This is a genomic window from Aureimonas sp. AU40, from assembly GCF_001463785.1.
In the GTDB taxonomy this organism is placed as follows: domain Bacteria; phylum Pseudomonadota; class Alphaproteobacteria; order Rhizobiales; family Rhizobiaceae; genus Aureimonas.
In genome coordinates this window covers 41,296-56,880 of the sequence record NZ_BBWL01000032.1, presented here as the reverse complement: position 1 = coordinate 56,880, position 15,585 = coordinate 41,296, and the positions used below count along the sequence as shown (strand labels likewise).

Below are 15,585 nucleotides of genomic sequence, written 5' to 3'. Positions count from 1 at the left end.
ATCTCCAGCCAGGCGGACTTGTCGCCCCGCCGCAGCATCTCGGCGGAAACGACGCCGAGCCATTCGCCGCGATCCTCCACCCCGGCGCGAATGCGGCTCATCGCGGCCTCGTCCGGCAGCCCGTCCACCTGCACGTGGTAGGTCTTGGGGCAATGGCTTTCGGGGTCGAGCAGGGCTTGCGCGAACGCGGTGTCGTTGGTGAAGAGCAGCAGCCCCTCGCTCGCCTTGTCGAGCCGGCCGACCGGCGAGACATGCGGCAGGTCCAGCCCGTCCAGGCAGCGAAACACAGTGTCGCGCCCCTGCGGGTCGTCGCGCGTCGTCACCAGCCCGCGCGGCTTGTTCAGCATCAGGACAACCCGCCGCTCCGCCTCCACCGGCCGGCCGTCGACGCTGACGCGCATCGTGGCGGGGTCGGTTCGGTGCTCGGGGTCGCGCACGACCCGCCCGTCCACGCTGACGCGCCCCTCGCGCACCAGCGCCTCGCCCTGCGTGCGCGAACAATAGCCGAGCTTGGACAGGACGCGCGCCAGCCCATGGCCGGTGCGCGCGCCAGAATTTGGAAGGCGCGGTTGAGGCCGGGCGGCGCCGGGGCGCGGCGGGGGCCGGCGTGTCACGGGAGGCTCTGGTGAAGCGGCATGGGCGGCTTCGTATCGCGAAGAGGCCCCATGCGCCAGTTGGGTCGAGCGATCTTCGCTCAGCCCGCCGCGTGGCGGCGCTCGGCCTCGGGCGGCTCGGGCGGGGCGGCGCCGTTCGGCTCCTCTCCGCTTAGCGCCAGGAGAGACTGGATGCGCTTGGCGAAGGCCTTGGGCTTTTCCTGGAGCAGGCGCTCGCAGCGGTGGATGGCGCTGGCACGAAGCTCGCTCTGGTGCCGGTCGAGAAGTGCCAGCACTACGTCGAGATCGGCCCGCGCGCCGAAGCTTTCGGGGTCGGCCGCCATTTCCGTGCGCAGCACGGCATAGTCGTGGTCGCGCCCGAGTTCCTCGGCCGCCGTCTCGGCCTCGACGCGCAAGGGGGCGAGGGCCTCGGGCCAGGCCGGTTCCAAAAGCTTGAAATGCATGGAGAGATATTTGATGCGCTTGCGCAGGTCGTGGAAGGCCTCCGCCTCGCCCTTGGCCAAGGCGATGCCCAGATCGGCCTGGGCGCGGGCGTAGTTGGCGCGCAGGCCTCGGCGCAGAACGGCCTCCTGGCGCTTGGGCGGCAGGCGGAAGCTCTCCGCCGTTTCGCGCCCTTCCTCTAGCGCAGCCACCGTCTCCGCCACATGCGAGCCGTCGTCGCCGAGCGCGGTCTGGGCGCTGTCGCGCTTCAGCTCCAGCGCGGTGCGCACCACGGCGAAGGATTGCGTTTCGACATCGCCGGCAAAGCGCTGCTCCAGCCCGTCCAGCGCCTCGATCAGCGCCGTGCGGTCCCGCACGCCCGACAGGAGCCGGGCGGCGTCGCGGAAGCGGACATTCTCTTTCGCCGCATAGGTCGGAGCGCCGGTGCGCACGAGGCGAAGGAGGCCGCGCAGCTTCTTCATGCGCTTGCGCGCTTCGTGGACGCCCTCGTGCCGGTCGCCGTCCTCGTTCGTCAGGTCGCGAATGGCCTTCTCGATCTGCTCGCCCGCGATGCGGCGCAGATTGGCGTCGAGGGGCGAGCGGGGGTTGAAGCGATAGGCCATGTCTGTCCCGTGCTGTTGCGGTTCAAGTTGCGGCTAAGGGCGGGCGTCCGGCCAGCGCCAGCGCGGCGTTGGTGTAGCGCCCGTCCTCGCTCACCTCGTCCCCCAGCCAGTCCGGCCGGGCGAAGGGATGATCCTCGTCGGGCAGTTCGATCTCGATCAGGACGAGGGGGGCGAGATCGCCGGAAAAGACGTCCACCTCCGCCGTCAGCGCGCCGAGCGGCACGCGGTAGCGCCGTTTCTGCAGCACGGCGCCGAGATGCGCCGCTTCCAGATCGTGCGCGTCGGCCAGCGGGATCTCGTATTCGAACTCGCCCCGCCGCATGCCGATGCCGCTCTTGACGGTCAGAAGGGCCTGGGTCTCGTTCTTGATCCGCACGCGCAGGCTGAGGCCCTCGCGAACGGCGAGATAGAACTGCCGGATCTCCGTTCCCTCGTCGGCCGCCTCGCGCCAGGCCTCGCCGCGTGACAGGAATTTGCGTTCGATTTCGGTGCCCATGATCGGAGAATGGCGTATCCCGGCGGGAAGGAAAGAGGGGCATGGGCGGATTCGAGCCCTTTGGCGGCCCATCTCCGCCAGACTACGCAAGCGGTAGGACAGGACGATGACGGATTGGACGCGCGAGCGGGCGAAGACATTTCTGGAAGGCGTGTTCGGAGCGGCGGTGCGCAGCGCCGACCCGAAGGCGGTGCTCGCCGGCTTCCTGCCGGACAAGCCGAAAGGGCGCTGCGTCGTGGTCGGCGCCGGCAAGGCGGCGGCGCTCATGGCGGCGGCGGTGGAGGAGGCGTGGCCCGATGTCGAGATCGGTGGCGTCGTCGTCACGCGCTACGGACACCGCGCCCCGACGCGGCGCATCGAGGTGCTGGAGGCCGCCCATCCCGTTCCCGATGCGGCGAGCGAGGCGGCGGCGCGGCGCATCCTGGCCGAGGTGCACGGGCTTGGGCCGGACGATCTCGTGCTGGTTCTCATTTCGGGCGGCGGCTCCGCGCTCATGGCCCTGCCCGCCGAAGGGCTGACCCTGGCGGACAAGAAGGCGGTGAACCGCCTGCTTCTCCAATCGGGCGCCGGGATTTCCGACATGAACCGGGTGCGCCGGCGCCTGTCGGGCATCAAGGGCGGACGGCTGGCGCGCGCTGCAGCGCCGGCCCGCGTCGTGACGCTGGCGATCTCCGACGTGCCGGGCGACGATCCGCGCACGATCGCCTCGGGGCCGACCGTGTTTGACCCCGAAGCAGGCGAGGATCTGAGCGCCCTAGCGGCGCGGCTCGGCCCTGGCCTGCCGGAGGCGGCGCGCCGGCGCCTTTCGGCCCCGGCCGAGCCGGGCGCGCCCTTTGCAGCCGACTATCGCCTGATCGCCACCCCGCAGATGGCGCTGGAAGCGGCGGCCGCGCGGGCGCGGGAGGAGGGCGTCGCCGCGCTCATCCTGGGTGACGCGCTGGAGGGCGAGGCGCGGGAGGCTGGCATCCTCATGGCCGGCATCGCGCGCTCCGTGCGCCGGCACGGCCATCCCGCGCCCATGCCGCTGCTGCTTCTGTCGGGCGGCGAGACCACGGTGACGATCGGGCAGGAGAGACCGGGGCGGGGCGGGCGCAACACGGAGTTTCTTCTGGCGCTTGCCGTGGCGCTACGCGGAGAGCCCGGCATTCATGCGCTAGCGGGCGACACGGACGGGATCGACGGGACGGAGGATGCGGCCGGCGCCTTCGTCGCGCCGGACACGCTCGCCCGGGCGCTGAGCGCGGAGCTCGACCCGGCGGATGTGCTGGCGCGGCACGATAGCTACACGCTGTTCGACAAGCTGGGCGACCTCATGCGCACCGGGCCGACCCTCACAAATGTCAACGATCTCCGCGCTATTCTCGTCGCCTAAGAGCGCCTAACTAAACCTCTGGGCGGAGATTGGTCGAGGGGTTTCCGTCGGGGACGAGGAGCGAAGCTTAAGTGATGCTGGCGGCAGGGCCAAGCATTCGCGACGAAGTCCACGGCGGAAAGAACCGACCAGCCGACCCCGCGAGGTTTTGTTAAGTGCTCTAAGAGTCCGTCCGGAAACTCATTCTGCTGAGGCGATGCGGCGAATGAGGACGTTCGCTGCGGCGGCATGGAGGAAGGCTGTCGACGAGGCGATCGTCGTCTCTGCATCCTTCCAGAGCCGCCGGTTGCGGCCGAGCCAAGCGAAGGTTCTCTCGACCACCCAGCGCCTTTGCTGCACAGCGAAGCCGATCTGGCCGGGTCTTGGTCGCACGATCTCAACCGGCACCGGACTGGTCCGGCGAACCCGTTCACCCTGATAGCCGCGATCGGCGAAGATGCGCTCGACGAAGGGGAAGCGGTTACGCGATGCGCGGGCGAGCGGACCGGCGCCGTCACGGTCCTGAACCGACGCTGCGCCAACGACGACTGTCAGCAATCGGCCGTCGGTATCGACCAGAGCGTGGCGCTTGCGACCGACGATCCGCTTGGCTCCGTCGTAACCGCGTGGCCCACCACTCTCGCAGGTTCGTGCCGTCTGGCTGTCCATGACTGCCGCGCTGGGCGAGGCTGGGCGGCCGCATCGTTCCCTATCGGCCAGAACCAGTCGATGGCCGAGGCCCTCGAACAGGCGCTCGTCACGGAACCGGCGGAACCAGTCCCAGACCGTGCTGCGCGGCGGGAAGTGGTCCGGCAGCATGCGCCACGGGCATCCGGAGCGTAGAATGAACAGAACCGCGTTGACGATCTCGCGCATCGGCCAAGCCCGAGGTCTGCCGGTCACGGCCGTCTTCGGCAGAACGGGTTCGATCAGCGCCCACTCGGCGTCCGTCAGATCGCTCGAATAGCGAAGATGGTCTCTGTTATGCTGGGCGCGGGTGGCTGGCGTCCACATGCTGGCTCCAACGAAGGCTTCGAACACCTCCACGGAATCAGCCCGACGCTGGCCACTCAACACTTTCCGGACGGGCTCTTAGACCCGGCCCGTCGCGGTTTTTCGTTGGCCACGATCATGGGAGGGAACGATGGCGTCCCGCCGCACTTTCAGAAGCGATCGAAGCGAGGGATCGGCGCTTTTGTGCCGCGCGCCCGTCGTCCGAAAAGGAAGTGAACCATGGCCAAGATCAAGACCCTCGAAGACGCCTTCCACGAGACGTTGAAGGACGTGTTCTATGCCGAGAAGCAGTCGGTTCGCGCCTTGAAGAAATCCGCCAAGGCGGCGCAATCGAACGAGCTGAAGCAGGCCTTCCAGACCCATGCCGACGAAAGCCAGACCCAGGTCGAGCGCCTGGAGCAGGTCTTCGAGATCATCGGCCGTAGTGCGCGGGCCAAGACCTGCGAAGCCATGCAGGGCCTGACCGCCGAGATGGAGGAGGATCTGGAGGATTTCGGCGGGACCGACGCCGCCGACCAGGTTCTCATCGGCTGCGCACAGGCGATGGAGCATTACGAGATCGCCCGCTACGGCCTGCTCAAGACCTGGGCGACCAAGCTCGGCTATGACGACGCGGCCGCCCTGCTCGACCAGACGCTGCAGGAAGAGAAGAAGACCGACGAACTCTTGAGCGAGATTGCCGGCGGGCTCGATTATGCCCGGCCCGAGGCGGCCGCCGCCTGAGGCGCAAGCTCTTCAAGTCTGAGCGATCGGCCCCGCGCGTCCCTTGGGAAGCGCGGGGTCTTTCGTTTGAAACTAGCGCGAAGGGTCAGCCCGTCTTGACCTCGTACCCCTCCGACGCCAGGACAGTCAGAAGCACGTCGGCACCGAAGGCGGGGTCGCGCTCCGGCAGATGAATGCGGCGAACTGGAATGCCTGCGATCGGGACCGACGAGGGCTCGGGCAGGCGCTCCAGACCCTCGCGGGCAGAGAGGTCCACCACGAGATCCACCCGTGCTTCGCCGGCAAAGGGCTGCCGGAGAAGGCCGACGCCGCGAATCTCGATGAGGCCGGCGATGGCGGGCGGCGCGAGTCCGAACACGGCTTCTCCCCGCACGTCCAGAAGCACCTGATCGTCCGCCACCAGCCGGGCGTCTCGGCCCGCCGCCTCCGCCCGGCGCAGAAGCGAGACGGCCAGCGAGGATTTGCCCGCGCCCGACGCACCCCGGATCAGCACGCCCCGCCCGTCCACCAGCACCAGCGTCGCGTGGAGATTGGGCGGGCTCATTCCTCGGCCGGCAGCGAGACGGTGAAGCGCGCCCCCGCCAGCGCGCCGTCGGGGCCGGAGATGTTCTCGGCCTCGATCGTGCCGCCATGGGCCTCGACGATCTGGCGCGAGATGGAAAGGCCGAGGCCGGAATTCTGGCCGAAGGACTCGGCGCCCGGCCGGTCGGTGTAGAAGCGCTCGAAGATGCGGTCGATCTTCTCGGCCTGGATGCCGGGTCCGTTGTCCTCGACGGTCGCGATCACGCGCCTGTTGTGCCGACGAAGGCGGATCGTGATCGTCCCTCCCGTCTCGGGCACGAAGGAGCGGGCATTGTCGATCAGGTTGGTGAAGACCTGGCTGAGGCGCAGGTCGTGGCCTGCGACCTTGTAGGTCTTGCCGGCCGGAAGAGCGCTGAGCTGAAGCTCGATGCGGGTGTCGCGCCCTTCCTTCAGATGCGCCCGCGCGCCGTCCACCACCGAGCCGATGAGGGCAGCGAGATCGACGCGGCCCATGACCTCGCGCGCCAGCTCCGCGTCGAGCCGCGAGGCGTCTGCGATGTCGGTGATCAGCCGGTCCAGCCGCTTCACGTCGTGCTGGATCACCGCGAGCAGGCGCTCGCGCGAGTTCTCGTTGCGCGCCAGCGGCAGGGTCTCGACGGCGGAACGAAGAGAGGTGAGCGGGTTCTTCAACTCGTGACTGACATCGGCGGCAAAGCTTTCGATCGCGTCCATGCGGGCATAGAGCGCGTTGGTCATGTCGCGGATGGCGGAGGCGAGATGGCCGACCTCGTCGGCGCGGTCCCCGAAATCGGGGATCTCCTCGCGCGCGTTGACGCCTCGGCGAACGCGGATCGCCGCTGCCGACAAGCGCCGCAGCGGCGTCGCGATCGTGGAGGCGAGGAGGATCGACAGGACTACGGTGACGAGGGCGGCCACCGCGAAGGTGCGCACGATCGCCATGCGCTCGGCCTGGACGATCTTATCGATGTCGCCGCCCTGCGTGGACAGGAGCAGAACGCCCAACACGGCGCGAAAACGCTGGATCGGCACGGCGACGGAGACGATCAGTTCGCCGTTCTCGGTGGAGCGTACGACAGTGGAGGGGCCACCGGTCAACGCGCTCATGACTTCCGGGTAGGTCGCGCCCGAGCCGCCCGGCGTTTCGCGGTAGACCGGCAGGTCGCCATGGCCGAACAGGCGCGCCGCTTGCGAGCCCAGCCATTCCATCGTGCTCTCGTCTTCCTTCTCCACCGGGGGCAGGGCGTAGCGAAGGATCTGGCCGCGCGAGTAGAGGTGGCGCGAGTCGAGAATGAGATTGGCGTCGCGGTCGTAGAGCCGCGCGCGCGTGCGCGTCGGCGAGATAAGCCGGCGAAGCAGCGGCGCGACGCGCTCTGGATTGATCGGAAAGTCGAGCGATTCCGACAGGTCGGGATTGGGCTGGAGCGTCGAGCCCGCCTGCATTTCCAGAAGCCGCTCGGGGTCGAGCGTGATGGAATTGGTCTCCACCGTGGCGGAGGAGGCGATGGCGCCGGCGATGATCTCGCCCTGCGTGAGCAGGCTTTCGACGCGCGCGTCGATCAACCCGGCGCGAAACTGGTTGAGATAGAGAATGCCGGAAACGAGGACGATCAGCGCGACGAGGTTGAGAAAGACGATGCGCCGCGTCAGCGAGGAGAAGATGGAATGGCCGAGCAGCCAGCGCAGGCGGATCAGGCTGCGACGCACGAAGGGCACGCGCCGCCAGCGCGGGCGCGACGAGGCGACCCGCCGCTGGGGCGGGCGCTCGGTCTCGCTGTCGGTCGTGCTTGCGGACAAGACGGCTTCCGTTCCGGTTCCGCCGTGGGGTGCTTCGCTCACACTTCGCGGAAGCGGTAGCCCACGCCGTAGAGCGTTTCGATCATGTCGAAATCGTCGTCGATCGCCTTGAACTTCTTGCGCAGGCGCTTGATGTGGCTGTCGATCGTGCGGTCGTCGACATAGACCTGCTCGTCATAGGCCGCGTCCATCAGGGCGTCGCGGCTCTTCACCACGCCCGGCCGCTGCGCCAGCGAATGCAGGATCAGGAACTCCGTGACGGTCAGCGTCACGGGCTGGCCCATCCAGGTGCAAGTGTGGCGCTCCTGGTCCATCACCAGCTGCCCGCGCTCCAACGAGGATTCCGGCAAAGGGCCGGTCTTGGCGCCAGGGGCGGAAGCGTCGCGCGGCTGGCCGCGCCGCAGGATGGCCCGCACCCGTTCCACCAGGAGGCGCTGCGAGAAGGGCTTTCGAATATAGTCGTCGGCGCCCATCTTGAGGCCGAACAGCTCGTCGATCTCCTCGTCCTTGGACGTGAGGAAGATCACCGGCAGGTCCGACTTCTGGCGCAGGCGGCGCAGAAGCTCCATGCCGTCCATGCGCGGCATCTTGATGTCGAAGATCGCCAGATGCGGAGGATGAGCGGACAAGCCCTCCAGCGCCGAAGCGCCGTCGGTGTAGGTCTCGACGCGATAGCCCTCGTTCTCGAGCGCGATCGAGACCGACGTCAGAATGTTCCTGTCGTCGTCCACCAGCGCAATCGTCGGCATGAACTTCCAACTCCATGTTCGTCCGCGAGGCGGAAGGGGTCTCCCGCTCGGACGGTGCCGTCCTGTGTCCGTGCCCCCAAGGCCTTCGGGATCGATCCCGCTGGCCCGGTCGCAAGGCCGAAAACGATTCGTCCCAGCCAAGTGCTTTGACAGTCAAATGTGGCGTTCGTGACACTTTTTCAAAGGTGGCCGGCGAAAGCGAGCGCTTTCGCGTGAAGCGGAGCCTCGAAGAACGCACGCGGGCAACGGTTTTGGTGGAGCGATGACAGGCCCAATGAAGTCTGCGGGAACGAAAACGGCCGGCGCGAAGCCGGCCGTGTGTCGATCAGAACCGGCCTTACCTCAGAGCGAGACCTTGACGTTCTCCGTCGTGTCGGGCTGCGGCTTCTGGCCGACATAGGCCTTGGCGAACTCCCAGGCCTGGGTCAGCTTGTTGGAGGTCACGTCCCAGATCTCCGCCTGCGAGGGGGAGACCACGAGCACGCCGACATTCGGCCCGTCCTTGCCCTCCGGCATCCAGGCCTCGGCCTCGTCGTCCCAGATCTCATCGATCAGCGCGCGGTCCTGGCTGACGCGCGCCGCGCCGGATACGGCGACATATTCGTCCGTCTGCACGAAGCTGAGCGCGACCTGCGACTCGGCCTCGACCTCGTCCACCTTGTGGGACGTGACGTCGGTGAGGAAGAGGATCTCGCCGCGCTGACGCGAGATGTAGGGGGCCATCGGGCGCGAGCGCAGCCGGTTGCCGTCGCGCGTCGTCACCATGCAGGTCGAGAAGTCTTCGGCCATGTCCCAGAACTTGTCGATCGCTTGCTCAGCCATGCGGTCTTTCCTTTTTCAGCCGTTTGATCGGGCTCGGGTAACGCCCATGATGGGCATCAACGCCGCACGCGCAAAAAGGTGCCGCGCCCTCCCGATGCGGCAGGTGCGAAAAAAATTTGACGCGGCAGAGAGGGTAAAAACCGGGGTTGAACCGATTTAGACTGGTTCTTGTCAATTCTAAACCGATTAAACTACTGATATTGCTTTCTTTTTAAGTTTTGTTCCTGTTGATGGCGTCTTGTTTCTCCGTTATCTCATCGTCGTGAAGCGGCGTTGCTTGCCGTTTCGTGACCAGGAGACGGACACGATGGAAGAAACCGGCATCCGCAATCCCCGCATCGGGCTCGAGTCGACGGGCCTTTCCGGCCTTGCTTCCGTGCGCTGGAATGTCGGCGAGGCCGAACTCGTCGAGACCGCGATCCAGCGTGGCGAGGGGCGGCTGACGGCTCATGGCGCCCTCGTGGTCACGACCGGCCAGCACACCGGCCGCAGCCCCAAGGACAAGTTCGTCCTGCGCGACGAGAACACCGATCCGCGCGTTTGGTGGGACAACAACAAGCCGATGGAGCCGGCGGCCTTCGAGCGCCTCTACGAGGACTTCAAGGCTCATGCCGTGGAGCGCGACGTCTTCGTGCAGGATCTGGTCGGTGGCGCCGACGAGAGCAACGCCATCCGCGCCCGGATCGTCACCGAATATGCCTGGCACTCGCTGTTCATCCGCAATCTTCTGATCCGTCCCTCGGCCACCGAGCTCGAAAGCTTCGTGCCCGACCTTACGATCATCGACCTGCCGTCCTTCAAGGCCGACCCGGAGCGCCATGGCTGCCGCACCGAGACGGTGATCGCCTGCGACTTCACCCGCAACATCATCCTGATCGGCGGCACGACCTATGCCGGCGAGATGAAGAAGTCGGTCTTCACGGTTCTGAACTACCGCCTGCCCGAGACCGGTGTCATGCCCATGCACTGCTCGGCCAATATAGGCGCGGGTGGCGACACGGCCGTCTTCTTCGGCCTGTCGGGCACGGGGAAGACCACGCTTTCGGCCGATCCGCACCGCACGCTGATCGGCGACGACGAGCACGGCTGGGGCGAGAACGGCGTCTTCAATTTCGAGGGCGGCTGCTACGCCAAGACGATCCGCCTTTCGGCCGAGGCCGAGCCGGAAATCTTCGCGACCACCCGCATGTTCGGCACGGTTCTGGAAAACGTCGTGCTCGACGAGAAGCGCGTGCCCGATTTCGACGACGGCTCGCTGACCGAGAACACCCGCGCCGCCTATCCCCTGCACTTCATTCCGAACGCCAGCGCGACGGGAAAGGGCGGCCATCCCAAGAACATCATCATGCTGACGGCCGACGCCTTCGGCGTGATGCCGCCGATCGCCAAGCTCACCCCTGCCGAGGCCATGTACCACTTCCTCTCCGGCTACACCGCCAAGGTGGCCGGTACGGAAAAGGGCGTGACCGAGCCGGAAGCCACGTTCTCGACCTGCTTCGGCGCGCCCTTCATGCCGCGCCACCCCGCCGAATACGGCAATCTCCTGCGCGATCTCATCGCGCGGCACGAGGTGGATTGCTGGCTGGTCTCGACCGGCTGGACGGGCGGCGCCTATGGAACGGGCAAGCGCATGCCGATCAAGGCGACGCGCGCCCTTCTAGCCGCCGCCTTGGACGGTTCGCTGAAGGAAGCCGAGTTCCGCACGGACGCGCATTTCGGCTTCCAGGTGCCCGTCGCGGTGCCGGGCGTCGACACGGCGATCCTCGACCCGCGCTCGACCTGGGCCGACCCCGCCGCCTACGACGCGCAGGCCCGGAAGCTCGCCGACATGTTCCGCCGCAACTTCGAGAAGTTCGAGCGGCATGTGGATGAGTCCGTGCTCGGCGCCGCCCCCGCCACCCTGCCGCTCGCGGCGGAGTGAGGCTTTGATCCGCTAGCGTCTTCTCTGGGAGGAGAAGCCGGAAGGGCTCGTGTCCGAAAAAGGACGCGGGCCCTTTCTCTTGTTGGCCCCTTGCTGCCACGTGGGGTGAGGGAGGCGGGCCGAGAGCCGCGCTTCTTGACAGGACGGCGCCCCTCGGGCGAACGGAAGCGGTGCCGGGGCGGCGCTTTCCGCTCGGCGGGCGTCCCAGCCGTAGGCTCCGTGGACCCCAAGTCGGGCCGGGCTCCGGGCAAAAAGTTGGAAAGACACGAGGATGCCGGATCGACGCCAAGCTCTCACTCCCCCCGCGCCGGACGCGGGCGACGCGGGCGAGGCGGCTTGGCGCTGTGGCGCGGAGGCCGGTCATGGAGCGTGAGGGGCAGGAGCGCAAAGGCCTTCGGGTCAACAGCCGCGTCGTGATTCCCGACGAGGAGTTGGAGGAAGTCTTCGTGCGCGCCGCCGGCCCGGGCGGGCAGAACGTCAACAAGGTGTCCTCGGCGGTGCAGCTGCGCTTCTTCGCCATGAGCTCCGGCGTGCTCGGCGAGGAGGCCAAGCTGCGTCTCATGCGGCTGGCCGGCCAGCGCGCCACCAAAGCGGGCGAGGTGCTGATCGAAGCCTCGCGCCACCGCACGCAGGAGCGCAACCGCGAGGACGCGCGCGAGCGCTTGGCCGATCTCGTGCGCGAGGCGCTGGTGCCCCCGCCGCCGCCGCGCAAGAAGACGCGGCCGACCCGAGGCTCGGTGGAGCGCCGCCTCGAAGCCAAGAAGGGCCGCTCCGACACCAAGCGGATGCGGGGCCGCGTTTCGGACTGAACGAGTTTGAGAAACGTTTCGGGCGCAGGCTGGTCGGAAGCCTCTTGAGGTGAGGGACCCCGCCTCTTGTCGCGAGCTGCTTCCTCCAAAACCTTCACTCACGGATTAAATCAAGATTCACCGTTTCGTGATCGTGATGGCGTGAAGCCGACCGCGTCCTGGCTCCGTATCTTCCACGACTTCCGCGTTGGAAGGTTCACCCAAGGAATCGCGACATGCTTCAGTCCTTCATTCGCTCCGCCGCGCTCGGTCTCGTGATCGCCGGCGGCGTCGTAGGCGCCAGCCATGCGCAGTCCGGCGCGTCGGTCGAAGTCGGCGGTGCGCCGATGTATGCCAACAAGACGATCGCCGAGAACGCGCCGAACGCCTCGAACCTGACGACGCTGGTCGCCGCCGTGAAGGCCGCCGGCCTTGTCGACACGCTGAACGGGGCAGGCCCCTTCACGGTCTTCGCGCCGACCAACGCGGCCTTCGAAAAGCTGCCCGCCGGCACGGTGGACACGCTGGTGAAGCCCGAGAACAAGGCCATGCTGACCAAGATCCTGACCTATCATGTGGTCCCGGCCAAGGCGACGTCGGAAGCCGCGATGAAGATGATCAAGGACGACGGCGGCAAGCATGTCGTGAAGACGGTCGAGGGCGAGAGCCTGACGCTCGCCATGAAGGGCGACAAGCTGACCGTGACCGACGCCAAGGGCAATGTCGCGACCGTGACGCAGGCCGACGTGATGCAGAAGAACGGCGTCGTCCATGTGATCGACACGGTGCTGATGCCCTGATCGGGTCTTAAGCCTCTTGGGGTCGGACTTTGGTTCGGCCCCCTGACAAACAGGCGCCTCGGGTCTCATATGGAGATGCGGGCGCCGATCCCGTTTTCGCAGATGCTTGATTTGGAGGCCGTCATGAATCGCCGCCGCTTTCTTCTGTCGGGTTCGCTGGCCGCTCTCGCCCTGGGCTCCGTCGGAGCTCTCTGGCGCGACGAGGCGGAGGCCGAGACCTTTTCTGTCACCTTCACAGAGCGCGAATGGCGCGCGCGCCTCAGTCAGGACGCCTTCGCCGTTCTGCGCCAGGAGGCGACCGAGCGCCCCTTCACCAGCCCGCTTCTCAACGTTCACGAGACCGGCCTCTTTCACTGCGCGGGCTGCGACAACGCGGTCTATTCCACCGAGGCCAAATACGATTCGGGCACGGGCTGGCCGAGCTTCTGGGATGCGATCGACGGCAGCATCGGCACCAAGACCGACTATGTCCTGGTCTATCCCCGCACCGAGGTTCACTGCGCCCAGTGCGGCGGCCATTTCGGCCACATCTTCGACGACGGCCCGCCGCCCACGGGCAAGCGCCATTGCCTGAACGGCGTCGCCCTGCGCTTCCAGCCGAGCGACACCCAGTCCTGACGCGGGGCGTTATCCCTCCGTCAAGCTTTCGGGTTCTTCATGGAGAGGCGCGAAGGGTCGCGCATTGAAGCGGGCCCCTGGCGCAACCATATTCGGTACGGATCGATTGTGGCCGCCAATATGGGGCCGCAGTCGATAAGTCGCTTGAAACAAGGGCTTGCCGAGACATGAACAGGTTCACGCCATTTTCCAGCCCGTTGCTGCTCGGCTTCGACGGGGTGGAGCGGACACTCGAGCGTTTGGGGAAGGGCAGCGATGGCTACCCGCCCTTCAATATCGAGCGGATCGGGATCGAAGCCAAGGACGGGGCGCCCGGCGGACATGGCATCCGCATTACCCTGGCCGTGGCCGGCTTCCGGCCCGAGGACCTGGAAATCACGACCGAAGAAAACCAGTTGACCATCCGGGGCTCGCAGAGCGACCGGGCGGACCGCGAATTTCTGCACCGGGGCATTGCGTCGCGCCAGTTTCAGAAGAGCTTTCTCTTCGCAGACGGCATGCGCATCCTGGGCGCGCAGCTGAAGAACGGACTGTTGATGGTGGACCTGGTCAAGCCTGAACCAGAGCGAGTGGTGAGGAAGATCGCGATCGCCGTGGAAGAATGAAACCCGCCGACCCGATCGTCCGTTTGTTTTCGAAGGAGATGTTCATGACCATCACGAACCACGATTCGAACGCACTGTCCCAGTCCGATCTCGCCGCGCTCGGCGAAGGCCACCTGGCCTATCTCCGCCGCATGTCGTCCGACGATATCCGAGCCCGTTTCCCGTCCGCGCAGTCAATCCGCCCGGGCCTGAAACTCTGGGCGCTGTTCTCCGCCGACGGCACGCCGTTGGCAGTCTCCGACGACCGGGGCTCGATCCTGGCCAGCGCGACGGAGAACGAACTCCTGACGGTGAGCCTCCACTGAAGGCTCCGCTTCCCGGGCATGGCGCCGGGACAGCGCCATGCTTGAAGCCGGCCCCCGTGGCCGGCTTTTTCATGTCTGGGCGCCGGGTTGAGCTTTCCAGCCCTTGGGCCTTTTCAGGCGTTGGATTCGACCTGCGTCATGAGGTGATGCAGCGCCGAGGCGTCTCGGCCGGCGCGCAGGTCCGTCACCGTGCGCGGGTTGCGCAGCATGCGGGCGATCTTGGACAGGGCCTTCAGATGGTCGGCGCCCGCCGACTCGGGCGCAACCAGAAGGAACACGAGGTCCACCGGCTGGTCGTCCATCGCTTCGAACTCCACGGGCTTCACCAGCCGGGCGAAGACGCCGCGAATGCGCGACAGGCCGGCGAGCTTGCCATGCGGAATGGCGATGCCGTTGCCGATGCCGGTGGAGCCCAGCCGCTCGCGCTGGAGAACGGTCTCGAAGATGGTGCGGGCCGGCAGGCCCGTCAGCTCGGCCGCCCGCTCCGACAGGTCCTGCAGAACCTGCTTCTTGGAATGGGAGCGAAGGGCGGGCAGAACGGCGTCCTCGGTGATCAGATCGGCGAGATCCACGATGAATGGCCTTCCACATCGCCCGGCCCCGGGAGGCCAAAAAGCCCGGCCGCGCGATTGCCCGGCCGGGTTTTGACAGGTCGAGGCGGAAGCGGCGCTAGTGCGCGCGCTTCCGCCTGCTGAAGTTGTGGGGGAATATCAGGCTTCGACCCGCACTGTCGAGGGGTCGATCCAACCGACGTTTCCATCCGGGCGTCGATAAACGATATTGACCGTGTCGTTCGCGCCGTTGCGGAAGATCACCAGCGGCCCGTCGCGGCGGTCGAGCTCCATCACCGCGTTGGCCACGCTCATCGTTCCGACGCGCAGCGAGGTCTCGGCGATCACGGCCGGGGCGAAGTCCTCGGCGATCTCCTCTTCCTCGTCCGGCACGGCGCTCATGACGGTGTAGGCGACATCGCGCGAATTGTTGGCGTTGCCTTTGTGGTCCTTCAGCCGGCGCTTGTAGCGGCGCAGACGCTTCTCGACCTTCTCCATCGCTTCGATGAACGAGGATTCGGGATCATGCGACTCGGCGGTCGCCTGGAAATAGACGCCGCTGTCGAGATGAAGCGTGACGTCCGCGCAGAAGCGGGCGGAATCCTTGGAGATGACGACGGCCCCGGTGAAATTGCCGTCGAAATATTTGGCGACCTGATCGTTCAGCCTCTCCTCGATCCGAGTGCGAAAGGCTTCTCCGACATCCATATGCCGGCCCGATACACGAATTGCCATTCGTTTCTCCCTTCCTAACGTCCAGCGGCCGGTCTCCATTGATGAACCTCCGGCCCGCCGTCTCTTCCAAGACGTTGGGAAGCCTTTGGTTCCGGCCGCTCGGAACCGTCACA

At 66.8% G+C, this 15,585-nt stretch carries 18 protein-coding genes; 8 read left to right on the top strand and 10 right to left on the bottom strand.

The features are described 5' to 3' along the window. The 3 genes from AUL32_RS10900 to AUL32_RS10890 form a co-directional block, all read right to left on the bottom strand. Positions 1-614 (bottom strand): pseudouridine synthase (locus tag AUL32_RS10900; RefSeq protein ID WP_082659536.1); only part of this gene is annotated, 614 nt, incomplete at its 3' end. Between the two features lie 80 nt (positions 615-694). Then, positions 695-1,657, bottom strand: a complete 963-nt coding sequence (locus AUL32_RS10895) for a CHAD domain-containing protein (protein WP_062114730.1) — start codon at positions 1,655-1,657, stop codon at positions 695-697. 22 nt (positions 1,658-1,679) lie between these two features. Continuing rightward, positions 1,680-2,153 (bottom strand): CYTH domain-containing protein, encoded by a 474-nt coding sequence (locus AUL32_RS10890; protein WP_062114728.1) that lies wholly within the window; start codon positions 2,151-2,153, stop codon positions 1,680-1,682. Positions 2,154-2,259: 106 nt separating this feature from the next. Here AUL32_RS10890 and AUL32_RS10885 point away from each other — a divergent pair, with 106 nt between their 5' ends. Next, a complete protein-coding gene (locus tag AUL32_RS10885) occupies positions 2,260-3,525 on the top strand; it encodes a glycerate kinase type-2 family protein (protein WP_062114726.1) in 1,266 nt (421 codons plus the stop codon). Positions 3,526-3,705: 180 nt separating this feature from the next. Here the strand turns inward: AUL32_RS10885 and AUL32_RS10880 are convergent, their stop codons facing one another. Beyond that, positions 3,706-4,518 (bottom strand): IS5 family transposase, encoded by an 813-nt coding sequence (locus AUL32_RS10880; RefSeq protein WP_062114758.1) that lies wholly within the window; start codon positions 4,516-4,518, stop codon positions 3,706-3,708. Positions 4,519-4,737: 219 nt separating this feature from the next. Between AUL32_RS10880 and AUL32_RS10875 the strand changes: the two genes are divergently transcribed. After that, positions 4,738-5,241: a YciE/YciF ferroxidase family protein gene (locus AUL32_RS10875; RefSeq protein WP_062114723.1), complete on the top strand. Its 504-nt coding sequence runs from the start codon at positions 4,738-4,740 to the stop codon at positions 5,239-5,241. Between the two features lie 85 nt (positions 5,242-5,326). Here AUL32_RS10875 and AUL32_RS10870 read toward each other — a convergent pair whose 3' ends face one another. From AUL32_RS10870 to AUL32_RS10855, 4 genes are all read right to left on the bottom strand, one after another. Further along, positions 5,327-5,785, bottom strand: a complete 459-nt coding sequence (locus AUL32_RS10870; RefSeq protein WP_062114720.1) for an HPr kinase/phosphorylase — start codon at positions 5,783-5,785, stop codon at positions 5,327-5,329. Further along, positions 5,782-7,578 carry a stimulus-sensing domain-containing protein gene (locus AUL32_RS10865; protein ID WP_156421428.1) on the bottom strand — a complete coding sequence of 599 codons (1,797 nt, stop codon included), beginning with the start codon at positions 7,576-7,578 and terminating at the stop codon, positions 5,782-5,784. The genes AUL32_RS10870 and AUL32_RS10865 overlap by 4 nt, the downstream gene beginning before the upstream one ends. A gap of 38 nt (positions 7,579-7,616) precedes the next feature. Continuing rightward, a complete protein-coding gene (locus AUL32_RS10860) occupies positions 7,617-8,327 on the bottom strand; it encodes a response regulator transcription factor (protein WP_061972968.1) in 711 nt (236 codons plus the stop codon). A 342-nt stretch (positions 8,328-8,669) separates the two neighbouring features. After that, positions 8,670-9,149: a pyridoxamine 5'-phosphate oxidase family protein gene (locus AUL32_RS10855; protein ID WP_061972967.1), complete on the bottom strand. Its 480-nt coding sequence runs from the start codon at positions 9,147-9,149 to the stop codon at positions 8,670-8,672. A gap of 307 nt (positions 9,150-9,456) precedes the next feature. Between AUL32_RS10855 and AUL32_RS10850 the strand changes: the two genes are divergently transcribed. From AUL32_RS10850 to AUL32_RS10825, 6 genes are all read left to right on the top strand, one after another. Continuing rightward, the gene (locus AUL32_RS10850; RefSeq protein ID WP_062114755.1) at positions 9,457-11,070 is read left to right on the top strand and encodes a phosphoenolpyruvate carboxykinase; all 1,614 of its coding nucleotides are present in this window, start codon (positions 9,457-9,459) and stop codon (positions 11,068-11,070) included. Between the two features lie 362 nt (positions 11,071-11,432). Beyond that, positions 11,433-11,879: an alternative ribosome rescue aminoacyl-tRNA hydrolase ArfB gene (arfB, locus tag AUL32_RS10845; RefSeq protein WP_062114715.1), complete on the top strand. Its 447-nt coding sequence runs from the start codon at positions 11,433-11,435 to the stop codon at positions 11,877-11,879. Between the two features lie 215 nt (positions 11,880-12,094). After that, positions 12,095-12,658: a fasciclin domain-containing protein gene (locus tag AUL32_RS10840; protein ID WP_156421427.1), complete on the top strand. Its 564-nt coding sequence runs from the start codon at positions 12,095-12,097 to the stop codon at positions 12,656-12,658. 123 nt (positions 12,659-12,781) lie between these two features. Further along, positions 12,782-13,276: a peptide-methionine (R)-S-oxide reductase MsrB gene (msrB, locus tag AUL32_RS10835; protein ID WP_062114748.1), complete on the top strand. Its 495-nt coding sequence runs from the start codon at positions 12,782-12,784 to the stop codon at positions 13,274-13,276. Positions 13,277-13,443: 167 nt separating this feature from the next. After that, positions 13,444-13,881 (top strand): Hsp20 family protein, encoded by a 438-nt coding sequence (locus AUL32_RS10830; RefSeq protein ID WP_061972964.1) that lies wholly within the window; start codon positions 13,444-13,446, stop codon positions 13,879-13,881. Positions 13,882-13,925: 44 nt separating this feature from the next. Continuing rightward, complete coding sequence (locus tag AUL32_RS10825; protein ID WP_061977528.1) at positions 13,926-14,186, top strand: DUF1150 family protein; 261 nt, start codon at positions 13,926-13,928, stop codon at positions 14,184-14,186. Positions 14,187-14,299: 113 nt separating this feature from the next. Here the strand turns inward: AUL32_RS10825 and ptsN are convergent, their stop codons facing one another. After that, positions 14,300-14,758, bottom strand: a complete 459-nt coding sequence (ptsN, locus tag AUL32_RS10820) for a PTS IIA-like nitrogen regulatory protein PtsN (protein ID WP_062114712.1) — start codon at positions 14,756-14,758, stop codon at positions 14,300-14,302. Positions 14,759-14,896: 138 nt separating this feature from the next. Further along, complete coding sequence (gene hpf / locus AUL32_RS10815) at positions 14,897-15,472, bottom strand: ribosome hibernation-promoting factor, HPF/YfiA family (protein ID WP_061972961.1); 576 nt, start codon at positions 15,470-15,472, stop codon at positions 14,897-14,899. Between the last annotated feature and the right edge of the window lie 113 nt (positions 15,473-15,585).

Bases quoted from the DNA above. Each gene is read 5' to 3' on its own strand.
- AUL32_RS10880 (WP_062114758.1), bottom strand. From the start codon at position 4,518: ATGTGGACGCCAGCCACCCGCGCCCAGCATAACAGAGACCATCTTCGC.
- hpf (WP_061972961.1), bottom strand. From the start codon at position 15,472: ATGGCAATTCGTGTATCGGGCCGGCATATGGATGTCGGAGAAGCCTTT.
- AUL32_RS10870 (WP_062114720.1), bottom strand. From the start codon at position 5,785: ATGAGCCCGCCCAATCTCCACGCGACGCTGGTGCTGGTGGACGGGCGG.
- AUL32_RS10855 (WP_061972967.1), bottom strand. From the start codon at position 9,149: ATGGCTGAGCAAGCGATCGACAAGTTCTGGGACATGGCCGAAGACTTC.
- AUL32_RS10840 (WP_156421427.1), top strand. From the start codon at position 12,095: ATGCTTCAGTCCTTCATTCGCTCCGCCGCGCTCGGTCTCGTGATCGCC.
- AUL32_RS10890 (WP_062114728.1), bottom strand. From the start codon at position 2,153: ATGGGCACCGAAATCGAACGCAAATTCCTGTCACGCGGCGAGGCCTGG.
- AUL32_RS10885 (WP_062114726.1), top strand. From the start codon at position 2,260: ATGACGGATTGGACGCGCGAGCGGGCGAAGACATTTCTGGAAGGCGTG.
- arfB (WP_062114715.1), top strand. From the start codon at position 11,433: ATGGAGCGTGAGGGGCAGGAGCGCAAAGGCCTTCGGGTCAACAGCCGC.
- AUL32_RS10850 (WP_062114755.1), top strand. From the start codon at position 9,457: ATGGAAGAAACCGGCATCCGCAATCCCCGCATCGGGCTCGAGTCGACG.
- AUL32_RS10830 (WP_061972964.1), top strand. From the start codon at position 13,444: ATGAACAGGTTCACGCCATTTTCCAGCCCGTTGCTGCTCGGCTTCGAC.
- AUL32_RS10895 (WP_062114730.1), bottom strand. From the start codon at position 1,657: ATGGCCTATCGCTTCAACCCCCGCTCGCCCCTCGACGCCAATCTGCGC.
- AUL32_RS10825 (WP_061977528.1), top strand. From the start codon at position 13,926: ATGACCATCACGAACCACGATTCGAACGCACTGTCCCAGTCCGATCTC.
- msrB (WP_062114748.1), top strand. From the start codon at position 12,782: ATGAATCGCCGCCGCTTTCTTCTGTCGGGTTCGCTGGCCGCTCTCGCC.
- AUL32_RS10860 (WP_061972968.1), bottom strand. From the start codon at position 8,327: ATGCCGACGATTGCGCTGGTGGACGACGACAGGAACATTCTGACGTCG.
- AUL32_RS10875 (WP_062114723.1), top strand. From the start codon at position 4,738: ATGGCCAAGATCAAGACCCTCGAAGACGCCTTCCACGAGACGTTGAAG.